Genomic DNA, 24,131 nt, shown 5'->3' with positions numbered 1-24,131 from the left:
AGTTTATTTTTTAGCCATGCGTTAAATACATTGTTGAATTTAGAAAATCCAAGAAATACAACAATTAATTTTGTTATAGTAGATTGAGTTTCGGGGATATAACAATGCAATTTAATTTTGAAATCGATACAGCTTGGTGTTTAGAACAATTATTAAAAGATGGCCGTATTACAGAACGTGAAAAACTATTGGTACAAACCACGCATCGACAACGCGATCAGTTGAAGTGGCATCCTTTGCAATGGATAGCCAGCTTTAAGCTCGTCGATGCTAAAAATCCAGTTAAAAGACTGACATTGACCACGCTGACAGAATGGTTAGCTGAAAAAGCCGAACTTAATTCATTTACGATTGATCCTTTAAAGGCCGATGTGACTTCACTGACCAATGTCATGTCGCAAGAGTTTGCAATAAGAAATAAAATTTTAGCAGTTGAGGTCAGTGCCGATAAAATTCTGATTGGTACAGCACAGCCTTTTATGACGGATTGGGTACATAATTTAGAGCGTAGTTTAAGCCCCAAAAAAATTGAAAAAGTAGTATTAAATCCTGAGTTATTACAACGTTATTTAACTGAGTACTATCAAGTCAGTAAAGCGGTCAGTAATTCACAAAAATCCAGTGCCTATGATAAAGAAAATAAGGGTGTAGAAGCACTTTTACAATTGGGTGATACCCAGAATCCAGATGCCAATGATCAGCATATTGTGAAACTGGTCGATTGGGTTTTACAGTTTGCTTTTGAGCAAGGGGCGAGTGATATTCACTTAGAACCGCGTAAGGAAAAAGGCAAAATTCGTTTTCGTATCGATGGGGTACTGCATACGATTTATAATATGCCAGCCAATACCTTAACCGCAGTTATTTCACGGATTAAAATTTTAGGTCGTATGAATGTTGCAGAAAAACGTAAACCGCAGGATGGGCGTTTAAAAACACGGACACCGAAAGGGCAAGAAACCGAACTACGTCTTTCAACATTGCCGACTGCTTTTGGTGAAAAGTTAGTGATGCGTATTTTCGACCCAGAAGTTTTGGTACGAAGTTTTCAGCAATTGGGTTTTGATGAACATTTATTGGCACAGTGGCATGCTTTAACTCAACATAGTCATGGCATTATTTTGGTGACTGGCCCCACAGGTTCAGGTAAAACCACCACGCTTTATTCGTCGTTAAAACAATTGGCAACCGAACAAGTGAATGTCTGTACCATTGAAGATCCGATTGAAATGTTGGAGCCAAGCTTTAACCAGATGCAGGTCAATCAAGGGATTGAGCTCGGTTTTGCTGATGGTATCCGTGCTTTGATGCGTCAAGATCCAGATATTATTATGGTTGGGGAAATTCGTGACCAAGATACTGCTAACATGGCGATTCAGGCAGCATTAACAGGTCATTTAGTGCTTTCAACTTTGCATACCAATGATGCACCATCAAGTCTGACACGTTTGCATGATTTAGGCGTGCAGCCTTTTTTAACCGCTGCAACGATTTTGGGAGTATTGGCTCAGCGTTTAGTGCGTAAGCTTTGTCCACATTGTAAGCAAGAAACCTTTATCAATGAACAAGAGTGGAAGCATTTGACATTTGGCTATCAGACCAAAATGCCTAGTTTTGTATATAAAGCAGTTGGATGTGAGGAATGCCGTCAAACAGGTTATAAAGGTCGTGTCGGGATTTACGAGTTTATGCCGATTAGCCTTGAAGCAAAGCAGCGAATTAGTGCGGGCGTGACTTTAGATGATTTAAAAATGCAGGCAAAAAAAGAGGGTATTGAACCATTAAGAATTGCTGGTGCACGTAAAGTATTGGAAGGCGTAACAACGCTGGAAGAAGTCCTTAGAGTTGTGCCTTTAAATTAATTTTGATTTAAAATAGAAAATGAAGAAATCCTAAGATTCACCTCATGTTGGTTTGTTTTAATGCTTCTATCGAAACGATGAACCGATATGAGGAAACAACAATGAACATCATTGCGAAAACAATTTTAACCACAAGCTTGATTGGTTTAACAAGTTTTGCCACTGCAAACACAGCAGTAAATCAATCAGCGCTTACACCAAGTTTAACCACAGTAAAACAAGCGTTAACACTGAAAGACGATACCAAAGTGCAGCTTCGTGGCAACGTGGTCAAAGCAATCGGTGATGAAAAATATCAATTCCGTGATAGCACAGGTAGCATTACTGTCGATATTGATGATGAATTATGGCAAGGTAAACCGATCGCGGCAAATGCTACAGTGACATTGTTTGGTGAGGTCGATATCGATTATAAACCGACAAAACGTGTAGAAATTGATGTAGATACCGTGAATTTTTAATTATTTTATTTGTTAACAATAAATCACCGCAGATTCTCGTTATATTCTCTAAGACTACATGTGTATGCATGTGGTCTTTACCTATGTTCAACAAGTATGAATAGCAACAAACTGCAGATTTTATTTTGATCAAGGCTTTATCTGCCTAAAAGAGAGATGGTCTATGCGAATTTTGCTCGCTGAAGATGATAGTTCACAAGCTGAAAGTATTAAATCTTGGTTGGAAATGGATGGCTACAATATAGATTGGGTCGAACGTGGTGATCATGCAATTTTAGCCATAGAACAGCATCAATATGACTGCATCTTGCTAGATCGTGGTCTGCCCAAAGCCACTGGCGATGAAATTCTTAAACTGTTAAAACGTCAATTTCCAGAAATTCCTGTGATTTTTCTTACCGCAAGAGATAGTATTCAAGATCGTGTGCAAGGTTTGGATCTCGGCGCAAATGATTATTTGGTAAAGCCTTTTAGTTTAGAAGAATTATCTGCCCGAGTACGGGCACAACTCAGACAAACCCAAGTCACAAATTTACATGAAATAAAATATGAAAATTTAGTATTAGATACTCAAGCGAAAACGGTATTTCAGGATCAGCAAGTTGTTCATCTCACCGCAAAAGAATTTCAAATTTTATATAAATTGATGCAAAAGCCTGAACATATTGTGACACGTGAGCAATTGGAAGAATCTCTTTATGCTTGGGGGGATGAAATTGAAAGTAATGCGATTGAAGTTTATATCTATCAATTGCGTAAGAAGATCGGTGGACATTTGATCAAAACAATCCGTGGCTTGGGCTATCGTATGAATAAAGAGCAAGATTGAGTATTTCACCGAGTACTTTGAATGATTTCAATAGGATGAATATGACCCAGGCAATATCACTACAAACCAAGCTGATTAAGACCTCAATGCTCAGTTCAATTGTGGCAGGTATTTTTGCGCTGATACTTCTGGTCAGTCTTTCGATTTATCACAACATGAACGTACAAGATGAAATCATGGATGAAGTTGCAGATATGCTTCTGATCTCAGATTTAAGTGCGACGTCTGGTTTTCAATTGGATGAGTTAAGTGATGAATTTGATATTCAATATCGATTGATGAATGGTCAGGTGATGCTGACCCAATCACCTGAATTTGATTTGCAACAGGGGCATGACAATCTTCTGGCGAAGGGTGAAGACAATGGATATGCATTTATTTGGTCAGATAATAAGTTGTTACGTCGCTACCGAGCGATTGATCAGGATTCTCAGTTAAGCGTCTATGTTATACAGCCCTTAAGTGTCCGTTTTAAAGACTTATTGCAAAGTTTTATCAGCTATTTATTGGTTTTATTGAGTCTCTGGTTGGTGCAATGGTTGATTTTACATTTCTCAGTTAAAAAACAATTTAAATCTATTCAACTGCTTTCGACAGAAATTGCAGAGAAAAATGCCAATGATCTCAGCTTAATTCAGCAACAGCCTGCATTTAAAGAACTTGAGCCGATGGTCAATCAGCTCAATCAAATGCTTGCGCGACTGGATCAAGCTTTAATTGCTGAACAACGCTTTACCGCAGATGCATCACATGAATTACGTTCGCCACTTTCTGCGATACAAATGCGTTTGCAGTTATTACAACGCAAATATGCCGAGGTCCCTGAGATTTATCAGCAACTCAATAGTATTCAAAATGATGTGAATCGAGGAACACTGGTTCTTGAAAATCTTTTGCTTTTGGCCCGATTAGATCCAGCGGATGCCAGTGAATTACCGAAGACTTGGATAAGTCTAGAGCAAATGACTCAGCATGTGCTAAATAGTTTAGATCCTTTTATAGACGAAAAGCAGCTTCAGATTCATATTCAAAGCGAAGATGTTCAGGTCTATGTAAATGAAGAATTACTTTTTATTTGTATTCGCAATCTTGTCGATAATGCGATTCGTTATACGCCAGTACAGGGCAATATTTATATTCAGATTGGACCTTTAAACAATAGCAATAGCTTTGAAATTCAAAACGATGGTGAGGGTATTCCTCAAGATATCTTAGATCGTTTAGGTGAGCGTTTTTACCGAGCGTTGGGGACCAAAACACAAGGTTCAGGCTTAGGTTTATCAATTTGTAAAAAGGTGATCGATCTGCATCATGGACAGATTCAGTTTGCTGCTTCCGAATATGGCGGTTTGAGCGTTTGTGTTTATTTACGTTAAAGCTGTACGATTGAATCGGTTATTTTTATTGCGTGTTTAGCATTTCATTAGATCGTTTTACAGAGTTACAGAGATAGGTTGTTGTATAAAAATCTATAGATAAGCATTAAAAATCAGCTGACAAAATTAAAAAGCAGTATGCGCTGATTCATACTGCTTGTTCCCACGTTTTTTGTTTTAACTTAATGTTTTTATAGTTATTTGGTCAAAATTAGACGATTGTTACGTGTTAAACGTAAGCGATATTCTTCTCCAGCATGCATGATGCGAATTTCACGCCCTAATGCAAATAAGTTATTTGAATGTAACATCGGAAGAGATTGGTGAGCTTCAGTGTTACGTGTGAATAGGCTAAAAGGTGCGTTCATTATTGTTACTCCGTGTGGGGTGCTGTCTAAGTGATTTAAATGATAATCATTATCGAATAGGTCTGTCAACGATAATTTTTATCATTTATAAAATTTCTATAATTGCTTACAATTCATTAAAAATTCAGGTGTCGATTTTTATGTCTAAACCCAGTATTCATGTGGCTATCGCTTTATTACTTTATCGTGGGAAAGTGTTGGTCGGTTGGCGCAATGCGGATCAGCATCAGGGCAATAAATATGAATTTCCTGGCGGCAAAATTGAAGCAGGGGAAATGCCTGTTGAAGCATGTCGTCGAGAGATCTTTGAGGAAGTGGGAATTGGCATCCAGCAATGGCATGCTTTTGATGTAATTCATCATGTTTATGATGATGTTGAAGTGTTTCTTCATCTTTTTCATGCCACGGTTCCTGAACAATATTTACATGATATTCAGAAACCTTGGACATGGTATGGGCGTGATCAACTATTCGCGCTGAATTTCCCTAAAGCCAATCAAGCGATTATTCAACGCTTGTACTGGGCGCATCAAATTAAAATCTCCGACAATCTTTCAGTATTGAGCATAGAAAAAAGTCTAGATGACAACGCGCAATTTTTTTATTTTAGAACGACTGCAGATCAGGTTGCTGTAACACAAATTTCGCAGTTAGCTGCAAATGCCTTATCTCGCTTGATCATCAATATAGAGCTATGGCAACAGTTGCCTGAACATCTTCAAAAAAGTATAGCTGCTGTACATTATAAACAGCATCAATTGATGGATTTACACATCGAGCAGTTACCAATCGGTCTACGTTGTATAGCAGCATGTCATGATCTGGTATCTTTACAGCGAGCACAGACATTGGGTTTTGATGCTGTGATTTTAAGTCCAGTATTTGCAACCCAGACCCATCCTGAAGCCAATGCACTTGGATGGGAAAAATTTGCTGAATATGCCAAGACCTGTGATTTACCGGTCTTTGCATTGGGGGGATTAAGCCAAGCTGATTTAGTGATTGCACAACAGCATTATGCATACGGGATTGCTGGGATTCGAAATTTTTAATCGAGCAGAGATATTGGCTTAAACAGTTATAAGCGTTGTAACTGTTTTTGCGCTTCTGCGATGGTCTGTTGATTTTTTAATTGCTGAGCAGCCTGCAAAATAACATTCCAAAAGGTTTTCTTTTGGGATGGACTTTGCGCATAACTTAAACCACGTCGCGCTAAAGATTCAGCATTCGCATATTGTTTCTTCTGATTGGCAATTTGAGCCAAATAAGAGAACACTTGTGCTGATTGTGGTGCTATACGTTGTGCATGGATTGCATAACGTTCAGCTTCATCCCACTGGCCCTTTTGATACGCAGTTTGAGTTTGTTGGATGAGCTGTTTAAATGCTGGGATATTTTCCCCATCCTCAAATTTTTGCGTTTGAGGCCTGGATTGCGGTGCAATCACGACAGGAACTTTTTCACGTTTAATTTCAGGGCGTTCATAAGGGGTAATTTTTACTCCATCTGGTGTAGCAACCCGATGGTCTGGCTGTTCAGATTTTGGCTTTTCAACAGATTTGCTCGGTTTAGAATTTTGTTGGGGTGTTGTTTGACACCCAGCCAAAGTTAATATTCCGCTTAAACTTAGAATATAAGCGATTGTGCTTACATTTCGTTTCATCACAAATTCCTATTTAAAAGCCAATTTACCCGTATATCCAACATGTTTAGATTAGTTGTTATAACTACCACTTGAGATCACATGACCTCTTGAGTCCTGATCTAAACTGTCTTCACTTTCGCGAATATAGTTTTCTATACTATCACTTGAATGCGGCTGTGAAGTGTTTTGTTGCGTATCAGGCGTGGATTGAGGATCAACTTGATAATATGGCATGCCGCACTCTGTCGCACGATTAGGGACTGTGTGACGTAATAATGGAATATATAGCGCGCCTTCACAGCCTTGTGCTGAAAGCTCCCCAGTTCGAGAGTCAATCCATTGCCATGAAATATCATCTGTTTGACGTAAATTCACTGGTTTTTGGCGTAATTGCTTCATGACATTGATCCAAACAGGTAATGCACCAGATGAACCTGTAAGCCCAGTGATTTTATTGTTGTCTAAGCCTAACCACACCACTGCTAAATTATTGCCTGAATATCCAGCAAACCAAGAATCACGGGTATCGTTGGTTGTACCAGATTTGCCCGCAAGTTTGAGATCAGTTGGTAATGTGTTGTAAGCCGCTTTACCTGTACCTGCAGACATGACTTGTTGTAAGCCAAAGTTCAATAAGAAGGCAGCAGAAGGGTCTATAGTCTGTTGTACATTTAAACCAAAACGCTCCAATAAACGACCATTAGAATCTACAACAGTACGAATGGCTTTGGTTGGATATTTAAATCCACCTGTTGCAAAGTTACCATAAATACTCATCACTTCCATTGGCGACATATCAACCGCACCAAGGAAAATAGACGGGTAGTTTGGAATCTTTGAAGTTACGCCAAATTTAGACAAGTTATTGCTAAATGTAGAGATCCCGAATTCGTTCCCTAAACGTACAGCAGACAAGTTATATGAGTTTGCTAAGGCTTGAGACATTGGAACATAGCCATGACCTGTTCCACTATAGTTCTTTGGTGTCCACGTTTGATTACCACTGACAGGTAAACTAATTGGCGCATCTTCAATTTGTGATGCCCAGTTATAACGACCTGATTCCAACGCACTTAAATAAATCACAGGTTTTAGCAAAGAACCCACTTGACGTTTAGCATCTACAGTACGGTTAAAGCCAGTAAAGTCTTGGGTTGAACCAACAGCAGCAATCAATTCGCCATTTTCAGGGCGGGTAACTAAAACAGCGCCTTGTAGGTCTTTTAATCTTGCTGGGTTCGCATTGGCTAAACGGCTCACCGTTTCTCTAAAGCTCTTTTGCACTCTAGTTTGTGCAATTGGATCAAGTGTTGTAAAAATTCTTAAACCTTGATTGGTTAAATCTGATTCTTGGTATTCGGTTTTAAGTTGACGACGTACAATATCTAAGAAGTCTGGGAAGCTTGCTGTACCTAATGTTGGTTTACGCACCACATTGAGCGGACGTGCAATTTCTTTTTCATATTGCGCTTGGTCTAAGTATCCCATCACCAACATATTGTTCAGCACAATATCGCGACGTTTTTTTGCGCCTTCAGGATTTTTCCAAGGGTTAAATAGGGTAGGGCCTTGAACTAAACCAACCAAAAATGCTTGTTGTGAAATATTTAATTCACTGAGTGGTAAACCGAAATAGAATTGTGAAGCCAAGCCATAACCATTGACAGAATAGTTACCACTTTGACCTAAATTCACTTCATTCAAATAGGCTTCTAAAATTTCATCTTTGCTGTAATGAAGCTCTAATAACAGCGACATCAGGGCTTCATTTACTTTACGTTTTAAGGTCTTTTCAGGGGTTAAGAAAAAGTTCTTAACCAACTGTTGAGTCAGTGTTGAACCACCTTGACGTTTACCACCAGTCACATTACTAAGTAAAGCACGTGCTGTACCACGGAATGAAATACCATGATGGCGATAAAAGTTTCTATCCTCTGTGGCGATTAATGCTTCAATCAAAGGTTTAGGAACTTTATTTAATTTGATGAGGACACGGTCTTCATTGTGTTGCGGGTAGATACCACCAATTAACATTGGCTCTAGACGTGCGATTCCAGTATTAGTCGGTTTGGTGGCTTTTACATCTGTAACTGTATCACCAGCAAAGGTCACCTGTAGGACTTGTTCTGGATCTACACTGTCACCAAAGTCAAAGCCACGTGTATGCACGTAAATTGTATTCGGTTGGGTAATATAGGTTCCCGATTTGGTATAGCTATCACTGTTTTTATAACCGAGTAATTTGAGCTCTTGTTCAAACTCTATTTGGGCAATTGGCGCAGTTGCATAAATTTCTAATGGGCGAGCGAATACTTTCGCAGGAATATCCCAGCGATTGCCTTCAAACTTATCTCGAATAACATTGTCGAGGCGAATTAAGTAGACGCTAAATGCGAGAAATACTGCAATAATTAATACACAAAAAATCAGTGCAATTAAGCCTATACCACGTTCGGTCTTCATATACAGATAATAATACCCAAATTTATTTTCGCTAATCATGCGAAGCTTTTCTTAATTTTGCAATAATAAATCTGTGAAATACACAAATTTAAAGGCTTTTTAAACATTCTCGTTATTTTTCGTATATGAATGATTTTATAAACATATACTGAGAGTGCTATTATATCTCAGAATTTCAGTGGAGCTACCGCATCTGTGCAAATTTCACCAAAGACCTTTCGTAATATCGGTTTAATTGGAAGACCAGATAAATCATCTGTGGTTGATACGCTTTGTCTTATACACGATCATTTATTAAGTTTGGGTCTGCATCCAGTTTTTGATACAGCTACAGCACAACTTGTACCTTATACCAATACACAAACTGTCAGTAAGAATCTGCTCGGTGAAGTGGTTGATTTGGTTATTGTCGTGGGTGGTGATGGTTCTTTATTACATGCTGCACGTGCATTGGTAAAATACAATATTCCTGTACTTGGGGTGAACCGAGGTCGCTTAGGTTTTTTAACAGATATTAAACCGACTGAAGTGCTGTTTAAGTTAGATCAAGTTTTAAAAGGTGAGTTTCAGCTTGATCGTCGCTTCTTATTGGAAATTGAAATTCGCAGTAAAAATGAAATAATTTATGATGCAATTGCTTTGAATGATGTGGTACTTCATTCTGGTAAATCTGTACATATGATTGATTTTGAGCTGAACATTGATGGGCAATATGTTTATCGCCAGCACAGTGATGGTTTAATTGTATCGACCCCGACAGGTTCAACGGCATATGCCTTATCTGGTGGGGGACCGATTTTACATCCAAGTATGGATGCGATTGCTTTGGTTCCAATGCACCCACATACGTTGTCATCAAGACCGATTGTGGTGGGTGGGCAAAGTGAAATTAAGATATTGATCCGTGAAAACCGTGTGTTGCCGATGGTCAGTGCCGATGGTCAGCATAGCGTTTCATTAAATGTCGGTGATAGTTTGCATATTCGTAAACATCCCTTCAAACTAATACTTTTACATCCACCAGGTTATGACTTCTATATGGCTTGTCGTACTAAACTTGGCTGGAATCAAGATTTTGATTCTTTTCAGCGGGATTGACCATGAATATTGAACAGATGCTTTCTATTTTAGATGCTGACATTGTTGAGCGTTTAAAAACTGCGGTAGAAATTGGTAAATGGCCAAATGGTGTGGCGTTGACTGCTGAGCAACGTCAAACCTGTATGCAAGCAGTGATTGCTTGGGAACATCAGAATATACCTGAAAAAGAACGTACAGGTTATATCGATAAAGGGCATAAAGAAGAAGGAGAGGAATGTGATTCGCATGTGCCTGAGCCAGAATTTAAACCGATTCGTTTTATCTAACTGAGCAAAAGATCCCTTGAATCACAGAGTAGTTTCACTTTGTGATTCAAACACTCAATTTAAAAAACAATAATATTTAAACTGTTTCAATCATGATGATATTAAAACGATAACTATGTTAAAACGATAAATACGTTCAAACGAGAAGTGCGTAATAAGGTGATAAAGATATTCAGAATGATAAAAATCTTAAAAACGATAAAGAGGTTAAAATGCTCAAGCTGCTCAAAACAATAACGCGACTAAAAACAATAAAGCTTGCTCGACTCAGTTTATTCTGTATCACTGCAATTTCGACCAGTGCATTCGCTGAGCGAACAAGTGGTGCAAGAAGTATTCAATGTTTATTAGATGTTACCGTAACCGCAAGTCAAAATTTCCAAACGCCAGTCACACAATATACATCAATTAAAAATGATGGTTATCCCATGTTGTTAATTGGTATCAAGATCCGTAATGCTTATACAGCCGATGCATCAAAAATGATAAAAACCCATCATTTGTATTGCTCCAGTCTGATTGGAAAGCAAAAAGATGCTTATTTATCTGGTCCTTATCAACCCAATAATATTGATGTCAAAATGGGTGATCAGTTGCAACTTATCAATATTCATTCTTCAGGGAAGAGCTATCCCTATTGGGCTGATTTTTATTTTATCCAAAAGCGTGATCAATAACGTTCACGCTTGTGTTTGAAGATGAAATTAGAAACGTGTGTTCCAAAGATACTTTGCTTTACTCATGGCTTCTGGATAGTTATTTACAATACCCATGGTATATAAAGCAATGCCCATTGTTTCAGTGATGGCAATTTCTCCATATTCATGTGCTTGTTGGCCTTCCCAAACCGCTTTAAAAATAGAGAGATCAAGCTGTTCTTCTGTTGGGCTGCGGTTATCGGTTAATTTAGGCAATTCATGTTCATAAAGTTCACCATCTTGAATACCACAGATGAGGGTTTTTGCATCAGGATTACGCTCAAACTCGCCACCTTCACCTTTAATCACAGCACTATTTTTATAACCTAATTGAAAGGCAGCTTGTTGGTGTGAACTACGATAAGCGGGGTGGAAAATTGCCTGTAAGGTTGCTTTGGCATTGAATGGATTAATCAAACGAGCCAGTGTGTGAATCGGGGAGCGTAAACCCATCACATTCCTAAGATTGATCAAATCTGCCAAGATCGGAGAAATTACATTTAAAGGCAAATAGGCAAAATTTTGGGTGTCTAGTTGCTGTTTGACTTGTGCTTCATTTTGGCAAATTGGAAAACCTAAGTATTCTAAGACTTGTTCAGTATACACACGGTTCATGGTATGACCTGATGCACCATGCATCACGATCTTATAGCCATGCTTTGAAAGTGTTAATGCTGCCAATAAAAACCACGGATAATGTTTGCGTTTACCTGCATAAGATGACCAATCTAAATCCACAGCAAGTGGCTGAAAATTCAATTGGTCTTTGGTCGCTTGGACAAAACCTGTCAGTTCATCTACAGACTCTTCTTTGACCCGAAGCAACATTAAAAATGCGCCAAGTTGCACGTCTAAGACTTCATTTTTCAAAATCATTGAAAAAGCTTGATAAGCTTCATCATAAGTTAATGATCGTGCACCATTTTTCCCTTTACCGACAATTCGCACAAACTGCGCAAAAGGATGTTCAAAGTCTTTATAAAGATTGCGTTTTGTATTCATGTCAAATGGATCAAGGGAGAGGAGACAGTGGAATACACTATGCCATAAATGGATCTGAATCGTATAGATATAGACGATATTAGACTAAGGTCTAAGCATAAATTGCACAGATGTTAGGCGAAATTAACATTTGCATAGAGATTGATCATCAAAAATTAATTAAAATAGCCTTGAAGAGCGTTTTATTTTTTATCTCCTGTTCTGTATTTATTCTTTTGGCCAAGGTGCCAGCGAGAATAAATCTTAAACATCGTCATTCGTTGTCATTGTTTTGGAAAACTGTCGTTTTCTGAAGGGATTTTTATTTGCTAAAAACCGACTTCCCAGAAGTTTTTATCGGGATTTTGGGCTGTGTCAGCAAATGGTAGCATTAACATTGGATATTTCTTCAAACAGAAATATAGAAAGAAGTAATTATCATGGCTAAGAAACCGCTGTATAAGTCACTCTATTTTCAAGTGATTGTTGCCATTATTTTGGGTGTGATTGTAGGGCACTACTTTCCAAGTGGTACTCAATTGATCAATGGTGTAGAGAAAAGTGTTCCTGGTTTAGGCGAACAACTCAAACCTTTAGGTGATGCTTTTATTAAGCTCATTAAAATGATTATTGCCCCTGTGATTTTCTGTACCGTGGTCAGCGGGATTGCGGGCATGGAAAGCATGAAATCAGTGGGTAAGACTGGTGGTATTGCACTTTTATATTTTGAAGTCGTGTCTACCATTGCCCTGATTATTGGTTTGGTTGTTATCAATATCGCCAAACCGGGCGTTGGTATGAATGTTGATCCTGCGACTTTAGATACCACAGGTATCAGTAAGTATGTGGAATCAGGTGCATCACAGTCTACCGTTGATTTCTTTTTGCATATCATTCCAAATACGGTTGTGGGTGCATTTGCAGAAGGTGAAATTCTACAAGTTCTTTTATTTGCCTTATTGTTTGGTTTTGCATTACATAAACTGGGCGATGCTGGAAAACCAGTATTAAGATTGATTGATCAAATTTCGCATGTGTTCTTTAACATTGTGAATATGATTATGAAACTTGCGCCAATCGGTGCCTTTGGTGCGATGGCATTTACCATTGGTAAGTATGGGATTGGTAGCTTAGCGCAACTTGCACAGTTAATTCTTTGTTTCTATATCACGTGTTTGTTGTTTATCTTTATTATTTTAGGTTCGATCAGTCGTTTCTGCGGATTTAGCATTTTAAAAATGATTCGTATGATCCGTGAAGAATTGTTGATTGTATTGGGTACATCTTCTTCAGAATCTGTATTACCACGTATGCTGAAAAAGCTTGAAATTGCTGGCTGTGAAAAGTCTGTGGTTGGTTTGGTAATTCCAACAGGTTATTCATTTAACCTTGATGGTACCTCTATTTATTTGACTATGGCGGCGATCTTTATTGCACAAGCAACCAATACTCAACTGGATATTTGGCATGAAATTACCTTGCTTGCAGTCTTGTTGATTTCATCAAAAGGCGCAGCAGGTGTAACTGGTTCAGGCTTTATTGTCATGGCAGCAACTTTGGCTGCTGTAGGCAATATCCCAGTCGCTGGTTTGGCTTTGATTTTAGGTATTGACCGTTTCATGTCAGAAGCACGTGCATTGACTAACTTGGTCGGTAACTCTTTGGCAACAATTGTGGTTGCGAAGTGGGTTGGTAAGCTGGATGTTGAGAAGCTCAATGATGCTTTAAATAATCCGGCTGAAGTGGATCGTAAAATGCTTGAAGAATCAAATCAACCTCAATTGGATTTGCAAAAGTCTTAATTTTATTGTGTTGTAAATCAAGGAAGCTCAGGCTTCCTTTTTTAATGTCAATATTTAGATATAGCTTGTTTCATGTAATTCTCTTTTTAAAATATTTCTACTTCTTAAAACTGCGTATAGCATTGCCTCGCTCGATCAACGCGTGTTGTAAATGTTGAGCGTGTTTCTGACGGGCTTGCTGGCTCTCCATCTGTTGTTGTAATTTGAGTGCAATCAATTCTTTTGCCACACGTTTATTGGCATGTTGGCTCCGTTCAGACATGACCTTTACACTTATTCCAGATGCAACATGCGTTGCATGGACAGCAGAGTCGGTTGTGTTGACATGCTGGCCACCAGCACCTGAAGCACGGCAGGCCTGAAAAGTGATGGTGTCATCTGGGGGGAGTTGCAACGGTGTATCAAATAGTGCGATGCCTACAAACCAGTTTTTACGTTTATGTTGTGGACGAATTGGGCTTTGAAAAGTCCATTGAATTGTACCAAGCCAAGTTTTGAGCCATGTTCGGGCATCCTCATCGACACTTAGAAGTACAGATGAATAACCATGTTGAGTCGCATTGCTTTCAATTGTTTGGAGATGGATCTTTTTTGTTTTTGCTTCTTTGTGTATTTCTTCAAGCGTATATTTTACAGCGAGTTCACATTCTGCGGGTCCAAGCGCAGCACTGAGTTGGACAATAGACAATATGAGTGTTCCTTAAAATTAATCTGGACGATCGAAAATCAAAAAAACGCATGCGAATAAATAGAAATTGTGAGATTCATTAAAATAAGCGTGATTTAATTTTGAATTATTGATTTTCAACGAACTGATTATAGAAAAATATGTGAATAAAAAACAATCGAAATCGAATAAAAATATGCATTATCAAGCCTCTCACAATAAATGTTTAAGAAAATTCATGCTTAGCTCAATAATACTATTCGAGAAATTTTTGAAAATATGGCAGAATATGGGGTTTTAAAGATTTTAGAGGATTGGCAGCATGCGCTTTGTTGATGAAGCAGTCATTACCGTAGAGGCTGGCGACGGTGGCAATGGCGTAGCCAGTTTTCGCCGTGAAAAATTTGTACCATTTGGTGGCCCAGATGGTGGTGATGGTGGTCGTGGCGGCAGCGTATATATTCAAGCTGACGACGATACCAGTACCTTAGTAGATTATCGTTATACCCGTAAATTTCGCGCTGAACGTGGTAAAAACGGTGCTGGCGCAAACTGTGCTGGTCGTGGTGGTGAATCAGTTATTCTGAAAGTTCCAGTAGGAACAACCATTGTAGATACAGAGTCTGGCGATATTATTGGTGATTTGGTTGAAGATGGCCAAAAGGTTTTAGTTGCACATGGCGGCGATGGTGGTTTGGGGAATACTCATTTTAAATCATCGACCAACCGTTCTCCGCGTAAATGTACACATGGTATCAAAGGTGAATACCGTGAAATTCGTTTAGAGTTAAAAGTTCTAGCGGATGTAGGTTTATTGGGGATGCCGAATGCAGGTAAATCTACCTTTATCCGTGCAGTATCAGCAGCTAAACCAAAAGTTGCAGATTATCCATTTACAACAATGGTACCGAACTTAGGTGTGGTTGATGCGGATCGTCATCGTTCATTCGTTATGGCCGATATTCCTGGATTGATTGAAGGTGCAGCGGAAGGTGCTGGTTTAGGGATTCGTTTCCTTAAGCATTTGGCACGTACACGTATTCTTTTGCATATTGTCGATGTACAACCGATTGATGGTTCAGATCCTGCCTACAATGCCAAAGCGATTGTGGAAGAATTGAAAAAATTCTCACCAACATTGGCTCAATTACCGATTGTTCTTGTTTTAAACAAACTTGATCAATTAACTGATGATACTCAAGAAGAATGGTGTAATCATATTCTTGAAGAATTACAATGGGATGGTCCTGTATTTAAAACTTCAGGCTTGCTTGAAGAAGGTACCAAACCTGTTGTGTATTACCTCATGGATCAAATCGAGCAACAACGTGAGTTGGAAGACGAAGATCCAGAGTATGCAGCGAAAATGAAAGCATTCCGTGATCAGCTTGAAGCTGAAACACGTGAGCAAACGATTGCTGCAAAAGAAGCTTATCGTGAAATGCGTCGTCAACAACGTCTTGCTGGTATTTTGGCAGAGGAAGAAGATGATGAGGATGACGATGGCGAGGATGATGGCGAAATGGAAGTGTACTACGTACGCTAATTTCTAAGGGTATCTATAGTCTTTAAAGATACCCATTTAGAAAAGAAAGACCGAGGACAAGATGATAGAAGTGGTAGATGGGCAACGTCAGCTCAAGGCTTTAAAACGTATCGTTGTTAAAATCGGATCATCTTTACTCACAGCAAATGGGCAAGGTTTAGATTTGGATGCAATTTCGCATTGGGCGAAACAAATTGCAGATCTACACAATGCAGGGCACGAGATTATTCTTGTGTCTTCAGGTGCTGTGGCTGAAGGGATGGTTCGTATGAAGCTAGAGAATCGACCCACCGATTTACCCAGTCTACAAGCTTGTGCTGCCATTGGTCAGATGGGGCTAATTCATACGTGGTCAAGCGTGTTGGAAAAGCATTCTATCCAAACGGCGCAAGTCTTGTTAACTCATGATGATCTTGCGGATCGCCGTCGTTACCTTAACTCATGTGATGCATTGCAGAATTTAATTGATTGGAAAGTGATTCCTGTAATCAATGAAAATGACACAGTGTCTACTGATGAAATTCGCTTTGGTGATAATGATACGCTTGCAGCAATGGTTGCAGGGCAAGTTCATGCAGACTTACTGATCATTTTGACTGATCAGCAAGGGATGTTTGATTCAGACCCGCGTTCTAATCCAAATGCAAAATTGTTCCATACTGTTCGTGCAATGGATGAAACCTTGTTTGATATGGCAGGTGGTGGTGGTAAGTTTGGTCGTGGTGGTATGTTGACCAAAGTTCGTGCTGCTCGTCTGGCTGCCAAGTCAGGTTGTCCAACGTTGATTGCCAGTGGTGAAAGTGACAATGTATTGGCTCGTTTAATGGCGGGTGAATTATTGGGTACTTTATTCATTACCGATGATGATCGTGTTACAGCACATCAACAGTGGTTAGCTGCACACCTTCAAACTGCAGGGCGTTTGGTTTTAGATGATGGTGCTGTCAAAGCCATTAAAGAAAACCATCGTAGTTTATTGCCTGTAGGGGTAAAAGCTGTGGAAGGGCATTTTGATCGCGGTGATGTTGTAGAATGTGTTGATCAGTATGGACATCGAGTTGCGGTTGGACGGGTGAACTTTAGTTCGCATTCTGCTGAAACTGTCAAAGGTTTAGCTTCGGATAAGGTGTATCAGGTGTTAGGTGAAGCACGTTCTTTAGAAATGATTCATCGTAATCACATGTCGATTTATTGATTGGTTTTAAGATTTCTAAGAAATATAACCTCGCTTTGGCGGGGTTTTTATTTGGGTGTGATTAATGGTGCTTTTTCGTTGTATAGATCGGATTTAAAAAATTAATGATTGTCCTCAAGATTTTGAATAAAATTAAAATAGGTTGTTAATTAAAAATATGTTTTCTGAATCAAAGCAATTTAGAGTATAGCCACTCAATATGACAAGTTAAAACGAAACTATTAAAGTTCGGTTGCATTAGCTTGTATATTTTTATGGCTCCCTTTGTAGATTAAATTATGAACCTTAAATGTCAACAGACCCTAATATTATTCTTATATTTTTTAATGTTGAGCTGCACTTGAAACAACTACTTGGCACTTTCCTTTACCAAAGACCTTCTCACAAGATTGCATAACAGCGGCTTCCGCCTTTTGAAGGCTTTGACTTGACCATTCTGCAAATAATTCTCGTCCATTGGTTTGCTTGGCTATCGCACCAAAACCTCCTTGGAATGAATAAGCCCAACAATCTTTGTGCCCACAGATTTGTACAGCTGCTCGCTCTGCATCTGCAGCACTTAAATAATTCTGACCCGAAGCCCAACGATTATTAGGGCCATAGGCGACTACACCCCAGTTTGATAATTCTGCTGGATAATAAGAATAATCATTTGAACTACTTTTTGAAGAAAGATCCCATTGACTTCCTCTCATTGAAATTGAACCTGCTGGGTGATTGGGATACGAACCATCAAAATAAACACAGCTACCAGTTCCGTCATTTTGACCATTACCAGGGCAATCATATGCCCAGATATTAGTTGTTACAATCAGTGAAGTAACAAGTAACACCAATTTAAATAAAGATTTCATTTTTATCCTATAAAAATATTGCTATTGTATAAAAGACTTTCTAATTCTAAAGTTTTGTAATTAGAGTACATTAAGTCATTAGATAAACTCGGATCATTTCACCACCTTCTTAACCTAACCTGAGCCACATTTTGCATGTATATTTTGATGCTTTAATATTTTTCCTAAAACAACAGTTAAACCAAATCTAAAGTTAGAGCAAAAATCTTAAGCATAATAATGGTCAAAATTATTTCTACTCGATTGGTTAGTTTTTGTAGACTCCATATATAATCGATCCAGCATTTAAATTTTCATTAAATCGATAGTTTATGATTAGTTGGATACACGAACACATTGATGTGTGACTGCATTTGCACCTGAACCAAAGGTTTTTTCTATTTTTCCAGCACCCGTGGTTGTCAGCCGAAATAGCATGGAACTTTCTTTACCGATTCTTGCCTGAAAACTTTTCGCAATAGTTTCAGCAAAATCTTCAGCCATACGATCTATTTTTGCTCCAAATTGTGAGCGAGCTGCAGCTGGTGCATTTTTGCCTAGCATACTGGTAATAAAATCTGCCCGTTCTTTAGGGGCAATACGTCCTTCACGTAACTCCCAAGTTAAAACAAGAAGTTTTAAGGTATCACCTTGTAAACGATATTGCGCTTTAGAATGGCTAATCACCTCGATGGGCATCAACTTTTCCCCTGAGGGAAAGTAAAAAATAGTTGAATCATCTCCTTCACTGATTCCATCTGCAGTTGTCATCACGGTATAGGTCTCAACCATTTTAAGTGGCTTACCTACGTTAATAGGCAGTGCAATTTCAGCTTGAGCAGTACATTGCCAAGATCCGAGCATTGGGGCAAGATCAGAAGCATAGAGGGAAGGTGTTGCTATCATCCAACTCAGTAACAACAATATTGGGATATGCATCTTCATTTAAATTGCCACTCCGAACAAGACAAGCCCATAACGCCAGTGCCTTTTTGCTTTCCACGATTAATTAAACCACCAATTAGCCCCTGAGCACGAAAGGGTGGGGTTAAACTGATTTTGACAATCTGATCTGGTTTTGAAATTGTGACACGATCTTTAAGGATATCGTTCCAGTTCCGAAAAAATTCACGTTCTGAATAGAAATGAGTAGTGGTAATGGTATTACCATTCTGTGAAGTATTGGCACCATCATAATTCATATAACGGCCTGCACCAGCAGAAGCATGTTCAGCAACGATTAGATACTTGCCTGGTTTGAGTTGCGAAAAACGAAACTCACCATCGCTATTGGTGCGCCCTTCAATACGCATCTGAGTAATCAGTGGAGAAATAATTACTGTATCTTCAGGACGAGATTTTTCGTACAGACTGAGAATTTCCTCAAGATAAGGTGTCACTGGATACAAAAACACTGCTTCGTTACGTAAATAATCACGGAAAGTTTGTCCATGTGATCTATTTGTAGTACATGCTTTACCCATAATTGTTGCTGCCCCTGGTTCAAGAGCCAGTTGTGCTACACGCACATCCAACTCAGATTTAGGTCGTATTTCTCGACCAATATTTTTAGTGGCAGGAGGTGCGCCACGACCAGATGAGGTTTGTGCGGCAACCATATTTGAAGACTTAGCACTCGGTAAACTGGCGAGAAATCCACACATCGCTGTACGCATCTGTGGCGTACTTTGTTGTTTTAAGCTGCTATCTCCTAAGCTGCGTAATCCAACCATGTGTTGATTCTCTGTCTTGGTCACGACAGCTGTCATTGCAAGCCAAGCATCTCTAGCCTGTTTGTTTGGTAAGAAGGTAATCTCAGTCCCTGAACGAGTTGTTTCCTCACTATCGATACGGAAACCTGACTGTTCAATTGCTTGTTTGATCTGCTGTGAAATATCGTGCTCGTTTGACGAAGAGAGCAAAACGGTTGCTTGATAATCGACCATGCCATTTTGGCGATTGACAACAAAATTATCTTCACAGCTTGCTGGACCAGCCATTACTGATGATGTTGTTAAAATAGAGAGCGTGGTCAAAATTATATGAAGTCCATTAATTGTCAAAGTAAAATTCCTTTTCGTTAGTTTGTTTTTAAGTCTTAATTTAATGTATGTAGTTTGATTGTTTTATCTTTATTTGTCTAAAGTGAGTTTTATATCACAATATTCCAATGAAGTAATAATTTTTTTAACGTAGACTTTAAAAGTACGTTTGAAATAAAAAATTCACAAGGATAAAAGGAAGGAAAATTAAGTTTAAGTTTATTTTAAATTTTATGGTAATACTTTGATTATAAAATAATTATCAAGAAATTTTACCCAATTTATTTAGATCATATATATTTAGCAAGTCATTGATTAAATCTTTTAAGCAAATTTTTTTTCATCTTCTAAATAGGGTAAAACCTGATCCTTACCGACCATATATTGATAGTCAGCCAAATGAAGCATATCTAAATCTTCTTCACTGTTCCCATAGGCGAATATTTTGTCATATTGGTCTAAATCATATTTTTCTAAGATGCGTAGTCGTTTTTGTTCACAACTACAATCAGGCGTGGAATAGTTGCCAGTAAATTTGCCATCTATGACTTCAGTACCGGTACAGATCAAGTCGATATCTAAGATTTGGCAAATGATTTTGAGGTAAATATCTACAGATGCCGAAACCAAAACAACATCATCGCCATTATTTTGATGTTTTAATAACTGCTGATAAAGATTTTGATCCAGTTGTCGAACTAGACGTTGAGCATATTCGTTTGCAATATCTTGAATTTCATTGGCATCGGCTTGTTTAAACATTGCATTAAATAATTTGATACGCATGGAGTTGGCAGGATAGATGTTTAAATAATAGGCCTGAATCCACGGTAAAATTTTGATGCCTTGCTTTACGATATGTCTTTTTGATAAAGCATAGAAAATAAACCCTGTGAAACTGTCTTTTTTACACAAGGTTCCGTCAAAATCAAATAATGCTAAATTTTTAAACGTTTTGCTCGGTGCATACATGTTTCATATCGTCCGTTTACGCGGCTTGCGTACCAGTTAGTATTATAATCACGACTCAATTTAGGCCCAGAAATGACAACTTCTGGCATTATGGCATACATTGGATCTTTACCTGTTTTATTCTTATAAAGTTTAGATACAGCGATATAAGTTTGAGTTTTTTCAAAGTCTTGCTGTTTCTCGTCTTTTAAATCACTACGTAACTGTCTAGGCGTAACTAAAATATTATTTTTTGAAAATAAAGCAGTGAGAGCTTTTTCTGTATCAGTTATCGCTGGACGTGGGTCGCCATTTTTGTCATACGAGAGTAAATCACCATCGAGTGCCAGATCAGCTTCAGTGAGCTTATCAATCATTTTTTGAAAAGCGGCATTTCTGCTCGAATACATCCCAGAGTTATAGTCAGCAAAACGATAAATCGGTTTATCATAATCTGCTGGATACATCATTAAACGATGGATTCCATAGTATAAACCACCAAATTCAGTATATAGATCATCACGTAATTCATTGATGTTCATACTGGTGCGTTTATGCTCTTTGGCATAATTGATATGAACCTGCATTGAACCTAATGTTGTGATTGGGTTCATTTTTTCAGCAATATCTTGACCAACAAATTTTGCCGCACCCGTCAGCGCACTCACATGATAATGCTTTGCCATATAATCAAAGATTTCACGATAAAGTACGTCTAAATCTTTTTCAGTGCGGACACGACTCATTTGTTTTAAATAGTTATCATCAGGCGAGGGCTGATTTTTTAAAACATTCTCAAAATATGAAGCAACAGTGCCACCAATTGTGGTTCCAAGTTTATCTTCAAATTTTTCATTTAAACGTGTGGTGACTTCTTTTACCGCTTTATCACCCAAACCTGGCACAACGGGGTTGGCAACAAAGTTAGATTCCTGATCAACCACCGCAATGATGGTGCAGATATTTTCTTTGTTGGTTGGGATTTTTAATTCATTGGAAATATCGTAGATGTCTTTTGCCCACGAGTCACGTTGACTGACACGATTTGGAATCAGTTTTTTGATTTGCTCTTGTTTTAATTGTTCATCATCTTCATTGGCAAACCATGAACCTTTACCACAAGCAACTAGGCTTAAAGAAAGAGCTAACACGCTGAAAGATTTAAGAAATGCGTGATGTCGAACTAATTTTTTCATGTCGAAGAAAACATACTCAGAAAATGATGAGCCACTATGGCAGATGCAGTATACTATGAAGGTCTAAAAATGTATGAATATATATGTATATTGGTCCTTATCAACTGTCAAATAATTTAATCGTTGCACCTATGGCTGGAGTCACAGATCGTCCGTTTAGGACACTGTGCAAATACTTTGGTGCTGGGCATGCGGTAAGTGAAATGATGACCTCTGATCAGACCCTACGTATGACCAAAAAGAGTCTATATCGGGCAAATTTTGATGGTGAGTTAGCGCCGATTTCAGCACAAATTGCAGGCTCTGAACCAGATCAATTGGCTGAGGCAGCACGTTATCAAGTTGCAAATGGTGCGCAAATTGTCGATATCAATATGGGATGCCCAGCAAAAAAAGTCTGTAATAAATTAGCAGGTTCGGCATTGCTGAAAGATGAAGATTTGGTTGCCCGAATTTTAGATGCAGTGGTAAAAGCAGTTGATGTGCCTGTGACGTTAAAAACGCGGTTAGGCTTCTTAAATGGTCATGAGAATATTATCCGTGTGGCGAAACGAGCAGAAGAAGCAGGAATTGCAGCCTTAGCTTTACATGGTCGAACTCGTGAGGATATGTATTTAAATACGGCACGTTATAGTTTGATTAAAGAAGTCAAACAGATGCTCACTATTCCTGTGATTGCCAATGGTGATATCGACAGTCCAGAGAAAGCCAAATATGTATTGGACTATACTGGTGCTGATGCCGTCATGATTGGACGTGCAGCCCAAGGGCGTCCGTGGATTTTTCGTGAAATTGCTCATTATTTAAAAACAGGTGAGTATTTAGCAGCACCAGATATTCAAGAAGTAAAACAAGTTTTACTGGGACATTTGTCTGAACTTTATCAGTTCTATGGTGAATACTCAGGTTGCCGAATTGCACGTAAGCATATTGCTTGGTACACCAAAGGCTTACATTCAAGTAATGAATTCCGTCAAAATATGTACAAAGTGGAAAGCACTGTAGCACAAGCAAAAGTTGTTGAGGCTTACTTTAATCACTTGCTTGAACAAGGCAATACGATGAGTGATGTACAGGTTGAATCGCTAAATTTATTGGATGTGTAATCAATAAGGTGTAATGAGTATGGAAGCGAACTCCCATACTGAATCAACCAATCACCAAATGTTTTTTTAATGCGTTGTTCAAAGGATAAATACGTTGTTTAGGCAAGAGTTTTTCAGCGTGTTTATACTTTCCTAAACGTCGAAATTGCGCCATCTTATTTACAAGAGGGGTAATATCTTGGATTGAGTGAATCGCCGTGTTGTTAAATGCTTGAATTAAAAAACGACTAATCCCAATTTGAATACTAAGCTGTTCAAGCTTAGTTCCCTTTAAATTCCGTTCAGGATCCCATTGAATATGGACCTTGGCATTTTCAAAAGACTCAAACCAGTGTTCGCCATTTTTATGCGCAGAGAGTGTCGGGTCTGTATGGATGCTTTGCTGGAGTAAATATTCCCAAAAATCACGTTGAATACGGATTGCCAAAATATGATTTTGGTTGGATTTTGTTGCCCAATGACTTCTTTCCATTAGCCATAAAAATGAAGGTTTTATCCATGTCATTCTGTGAAAGGAAAAGGGCGAAACAAACTTTTGTTGTTGTACCGCCAACTGTGCAATTTGTTGGTTATAGGCTTGATAAACTGTAATCGTGTCGCGGTCATATAGCGCACGTATTTGATGATATGCAGACATGATAAATCTCACTTGTATTTTGAATAAGTTGTTAAAAATTTAAAACTTAATCAAATAAGTGGAAAATGATTCACCGATTGGCAAAAAATTTGATTTAACATGAGCA

At 38.5% G+C, this 24,131-nt stretch carries 23 protein-coding genes; 12 read left to right on the top strand and 11 right to left on the bottom strand.

Annotation, left to right across the window (positions count from 1 at the left end; genetic code table 11):
• Positions 1 to 104: 104 nt before the first annotated feature.
• From FY049_RS13450 to FY049_RS13435, 4 genes are all read left to right on the top strand, one after another.
• On the top strand, positions 105 to 1,862 hold the full coding sequence (locus FY049_RS13450; RefSeq protein ID WP_004820151.1) for a GspE/PulE family protein: 1,758 nt from the start codon (positions 105 to 107) through the stop codon (positions 1,860 to 1,862).
• A gap of 101 nt (positions 1,863 to 1,963) precedes the next feature.
• Entirely contained in the window at positions 1,964 to 2,323 is a 360-nt protein-coding gene (locus tag FY049_RS13445; RefSeq protein ID WP_446083836.1) for a NirD/YgiW/YdeI family stress tolerance protein, read from the top strand.
• A 163-nt stretch (positions 2,324 to 2,486) separates the two neighbouring features.
• Positions 2,487 to 3,152, top strand: coding sequence for a response regulator transcription factor (locus FY049_RS13440; protein ID WP_004721888.1), 666 nt, complete (start codon positions 2,487 to 2,489; stop codon positions 3,150 to 3,152).
• A gap of 41 nt (positions 3,153 to 3,193) precedes the next feature.
• Positions 3,194 to 4,528, top strand: a complete 1,335-nt coding sequence (locus FY049_RS13435) for a sensor histidine kinase (RefSeq protein ID WP_446083835.1) — start codon at positions 3,194 to 3,196, stop codon at positions 4,526 to 4,528.
• Between the two features lie 197 nt (positions 4,529 to 4,725).
• Here the strand turns inward: FY049_RS13435 and hemP are convergent, their stop codons facing one another.
• On the bottom strand, positions 4,726 to 4,896 hold the full coding sequence (gene hemP / locus FY049_RS13430) for a hemin uptake protein HemP (RefSeq protein WP_004721884.1): 171 nt from the start codon (positions 4,894 to 4,896) through the stop codon (positions 4,726 to 4,728).
• A 140-nt stretch (positions 4,897 to 5,036) separates the two neighbouring features.
• Between hemP and FY049_RS13425 the strand changes: the two genes are divergently transcribed.
• Positions 5,037 to 5,948: an NUDIX domain-containing protein gene (locus FY049_RS13425; protein WP_446083834.1), complete on the top strand. Its 912-nt coding sequence runs from the start codon at positions 5,037 to 5,039 to the stop codon at positions 5,946 to 5,948.
• 26 nt (positions 5,949 to 5,974) lie between these two features.
• Here FY049_RS13425 and FY049_RS13420 read toward each other — a convergent pair whose 3' ends face one another.
• A complete protein-coding gene (locus FY049_RS13420) occupies positions 5,975 to 6,559 on the bottom strand; it encodes a tetratricopeptide repeat protein (RefSeq protein ID WP_446083833.1) in 585 nt (194 codons plus the stop codon).
• 51 nt (positions 6,560 to 6,610) lie between these two features.
• Positions 6,611 to 9,004: a penicillin-binding protein 1B gene (gene mrcB, locus FY049_RS13415; RefSeq protein WP_446083832.1), complete on the bottom strand. Its 2,394-nt coding sequence runs from the start codon at positions 9,002 to 9,004 to the stop codon at positions 6,611 to 6,613.
• 195 nt (positions 9,005 to 9,199) lie between these two features.
• Between mrcB and FY049_RS13410 the strand changes: the two genes are divergently transcribed.
• The 3 genes from FY049_RS13410 (at position 9,200) to FY049_RS13400 (ending at position 11,048) form a co-directional block, all read left to right on the top strand.
• Positions 9,200 to 10,102, top strand: a complete 903-nt coding sequence (locus FY049_RS13410) for an NAD(+) kinase (protein ID WP_004721877.1) — start codon at positions 9,200 to 9,202, stop codon at positions 10,100 to 10,102.
• 2 nt (positions 10,103 to 10,104) lie between these two features.
• Complete coding sequence (locus FY049_RS13405) at positions 10,105 to 10,371, top strand: YeaC family protein (protein WP_004721875.1); 267 nt, start codon at positions 10,105 to 10,107, stop codon at positions 10,369 to 10,371.
• A 212-nt stretch (positions 10,372 to 10,583) separates the two neighbouring features.
• Positions 10,584 to 11,048, top strand: a complete 465-nt coding sequence (locus FY049_RS13400; RefSeq protein ID WP_446083831.1) for a hypothetical protein — start codon at positions 10,584 to 10,586, stop codon at positions 11,046 to 11,048.
• Positions 11,049 to 11,075: 27 nt separating this feature from the next.
• Here the strand turns inward: FY049_RS13400 and FY049_RS13395 are convergent, their stop codons facing one another.
• Positions 11,076 to 12,071 carry a glycosyl transferase family protein gene (locus FY049_RS13395; protein ID WP_419280661.1) on the bottom strand — a complete coding sequence of 332 codons (996 nt, stop codon included), beginning with the start codon at positions 12,069 to 12,071 and terminating at the stop codon, positions 11,076 to 11,078.
• Positions 12,072 to 12,490: 419 nt separating this feature from the next.
• Between FY049_RS13395 and FY049_RS13390 the strand changes: the two genes are divergently transcribed.
• A complete protein-coding gene (locus tag FY049_RS13390) occupies positions 12,491 to 13,852 on the top strand; it encodes a dicarboxylate/amino acid:cation symporter (RefSeq protein ID WP_004721869.1) in 1,362 nt (453 codons plus the stop codon).
• 97 nt (positions 13,853 to 13,949) lie between these two features.
• On the opposite strand, the gene prfH is transcribed toward FY049_RS13390, so the two are convergent.
• On the bottom strand, positions 13,950 to 14,540 hold the full coding sequence (gene prfH, locus FY049_RS13385; protein WP_446083830.1) for a peptide chain release factor H: 591 nt from the start codon (positions 14,538 to 14,540) through the stop codon (positions 13,950 to 13,952).
• A 301-nt stretch (positions 14,541 to 14,841) separates the two neighbouring features.
• Between prfH and cgtA the strand changes: the two genes are divergently transcribed.
• The gene (gene cgtA, locus FY049_RS13380) at positions 14,842 to 16,065 is read left to right on the top strand and encodes an Obg family GTPase CgtA (protein WP_004820174.1); all 1,224 of its coding nucleotides are present in this window, start codon (positions 14,842 to 14,844) and stop codon (positions 16,063 to 16,065) included.
• A gap of 61 nt (positions 16,066 to 16,126) precedes the next feature.
• Positions 16,127 to 17,260 (top strand): glutamate 5-kinase, encoded by a 1,134-nt coding sequence (gene proB / locus FY049_RS13375; protein ID WP_446083829.1) that lies wholly within the window; start codon positions 16,127 to 16,129, stop codon positions 17,258 to 17,260.
• Positions 17,261 to 17,583: 323 nt separating this feature from the next.
• On the opposite strand, the gene FY049_RS13370 is transcribed toward proB, so the two are convergent.
• From FY049_RS13370 to FY049_RS13350, 5 genes are all read right to left on the bottom strand, one after another.
• Positions 17,584 to 18,114: a DUF4189 domain-containing protein gene (locus tag FY049_RS13370; RefSeq protein ID WP_446083828.1), complete on the bottom strand. Its 531-nt coding sequence runs from the start codon at positions 18,112 to 18,114 to the stop codon at positions 17,584 to 17,586.
• 315 nt (positions 18,115 to 18,429) lie between these two features.
• The gene (locus tag FY049_RS13365) at positions 18,430 to 19,038 is read right to left on the bottom strand and encodes a hypothetical protein (RefSeq protein ID WP_333668544.1); all 609 of its coding nucleotides are present in this window, start codon (positions 19,036 to 19,038) and stop codon (positions 18,430 to 18,432) included.
• Entirely contained in the window at positions 19,035 to 20,129 is a 1,095-nt protein-coding gene (locus FY049_RS13360; protein ID WP_228722115.1) for a carboxypeptidase-like regulatory domain-containing protein, read from the bottom strand. Before FY049_RS13360 ends, FY049_RS13365 begins: the two co-directional genes overlap by 4 nt.
• Positions 20,130 to 20,459: 330 nt before the next feature.
• Positions 20,460 to 21,107: an HAD-IB family hydrolase gene (locus tag FY049_RS13355; protein WP_166783452.1), complete on the bottom strand. Its 648-nt coding sequence runs from the start codon at positions 21,105 to 21,107 to the stop codon at positions 20,460 to 20,462.
• Positions 21,074 to 22,282 carry a DUF1615 domain-containing protein gene (locus FY049_RS13350; protein WP_056515980.1) on the bottom strand — a complete coding sequence of 403 codons (1,209 nt, stop codon included), beginning with the start codon at positions 22,280 to 22,282 and terminating at the stop codon, positions 21,074 to 21,076. The genes FY049_RS13355 and FY049_RS13350 overlap by 34 nt, the downstream gene beginning before the upstream one ends.
• An 83-nt stretch (positions 22,283 to 22,365) precedes the next feature.
• Between FY049_RS13350 and dusB the strand changes: the two genes are divergently transcribed.
• Entirely contained in the window at positions 22,366 to 23,388 is a 1,023-nt protein-coding gene (gene dusB, locus FY049_RS13345; RefSeq protein WP_333668538.1) for a tRNA dihydrouridine synthase DusB, read from the top strand.
• A 43-nt stretch (positions 23,389 to 23,431) separates the two neighbouring features.
• Here the strand turns inward: dusB and FY049_RS13340 are convergent, their stop codons facing one another.
• Positions 23,432 to 24,025, bottom strand: a complete 594-nt coding sequence (locus FY049_RS13340) for a DUF4291 domain-containing protein (protein WP_333668535.1) — start codon at positions 24,023 to 24,025, stop codon at positions 23,432 to 23,434.
• Positions 24,026 to 24,131 lie beyond the last annotated feature (106 nt).

The sequence above is a fragment of the Acinetobacter sp. 1125_18A genome (assembly GCF_052824985.1).
The sequence above is the reverse complement of the archived record's forward strand: the minus strand, read 5'-3'. Positions and strand labels throughout refer to the sequence as shown.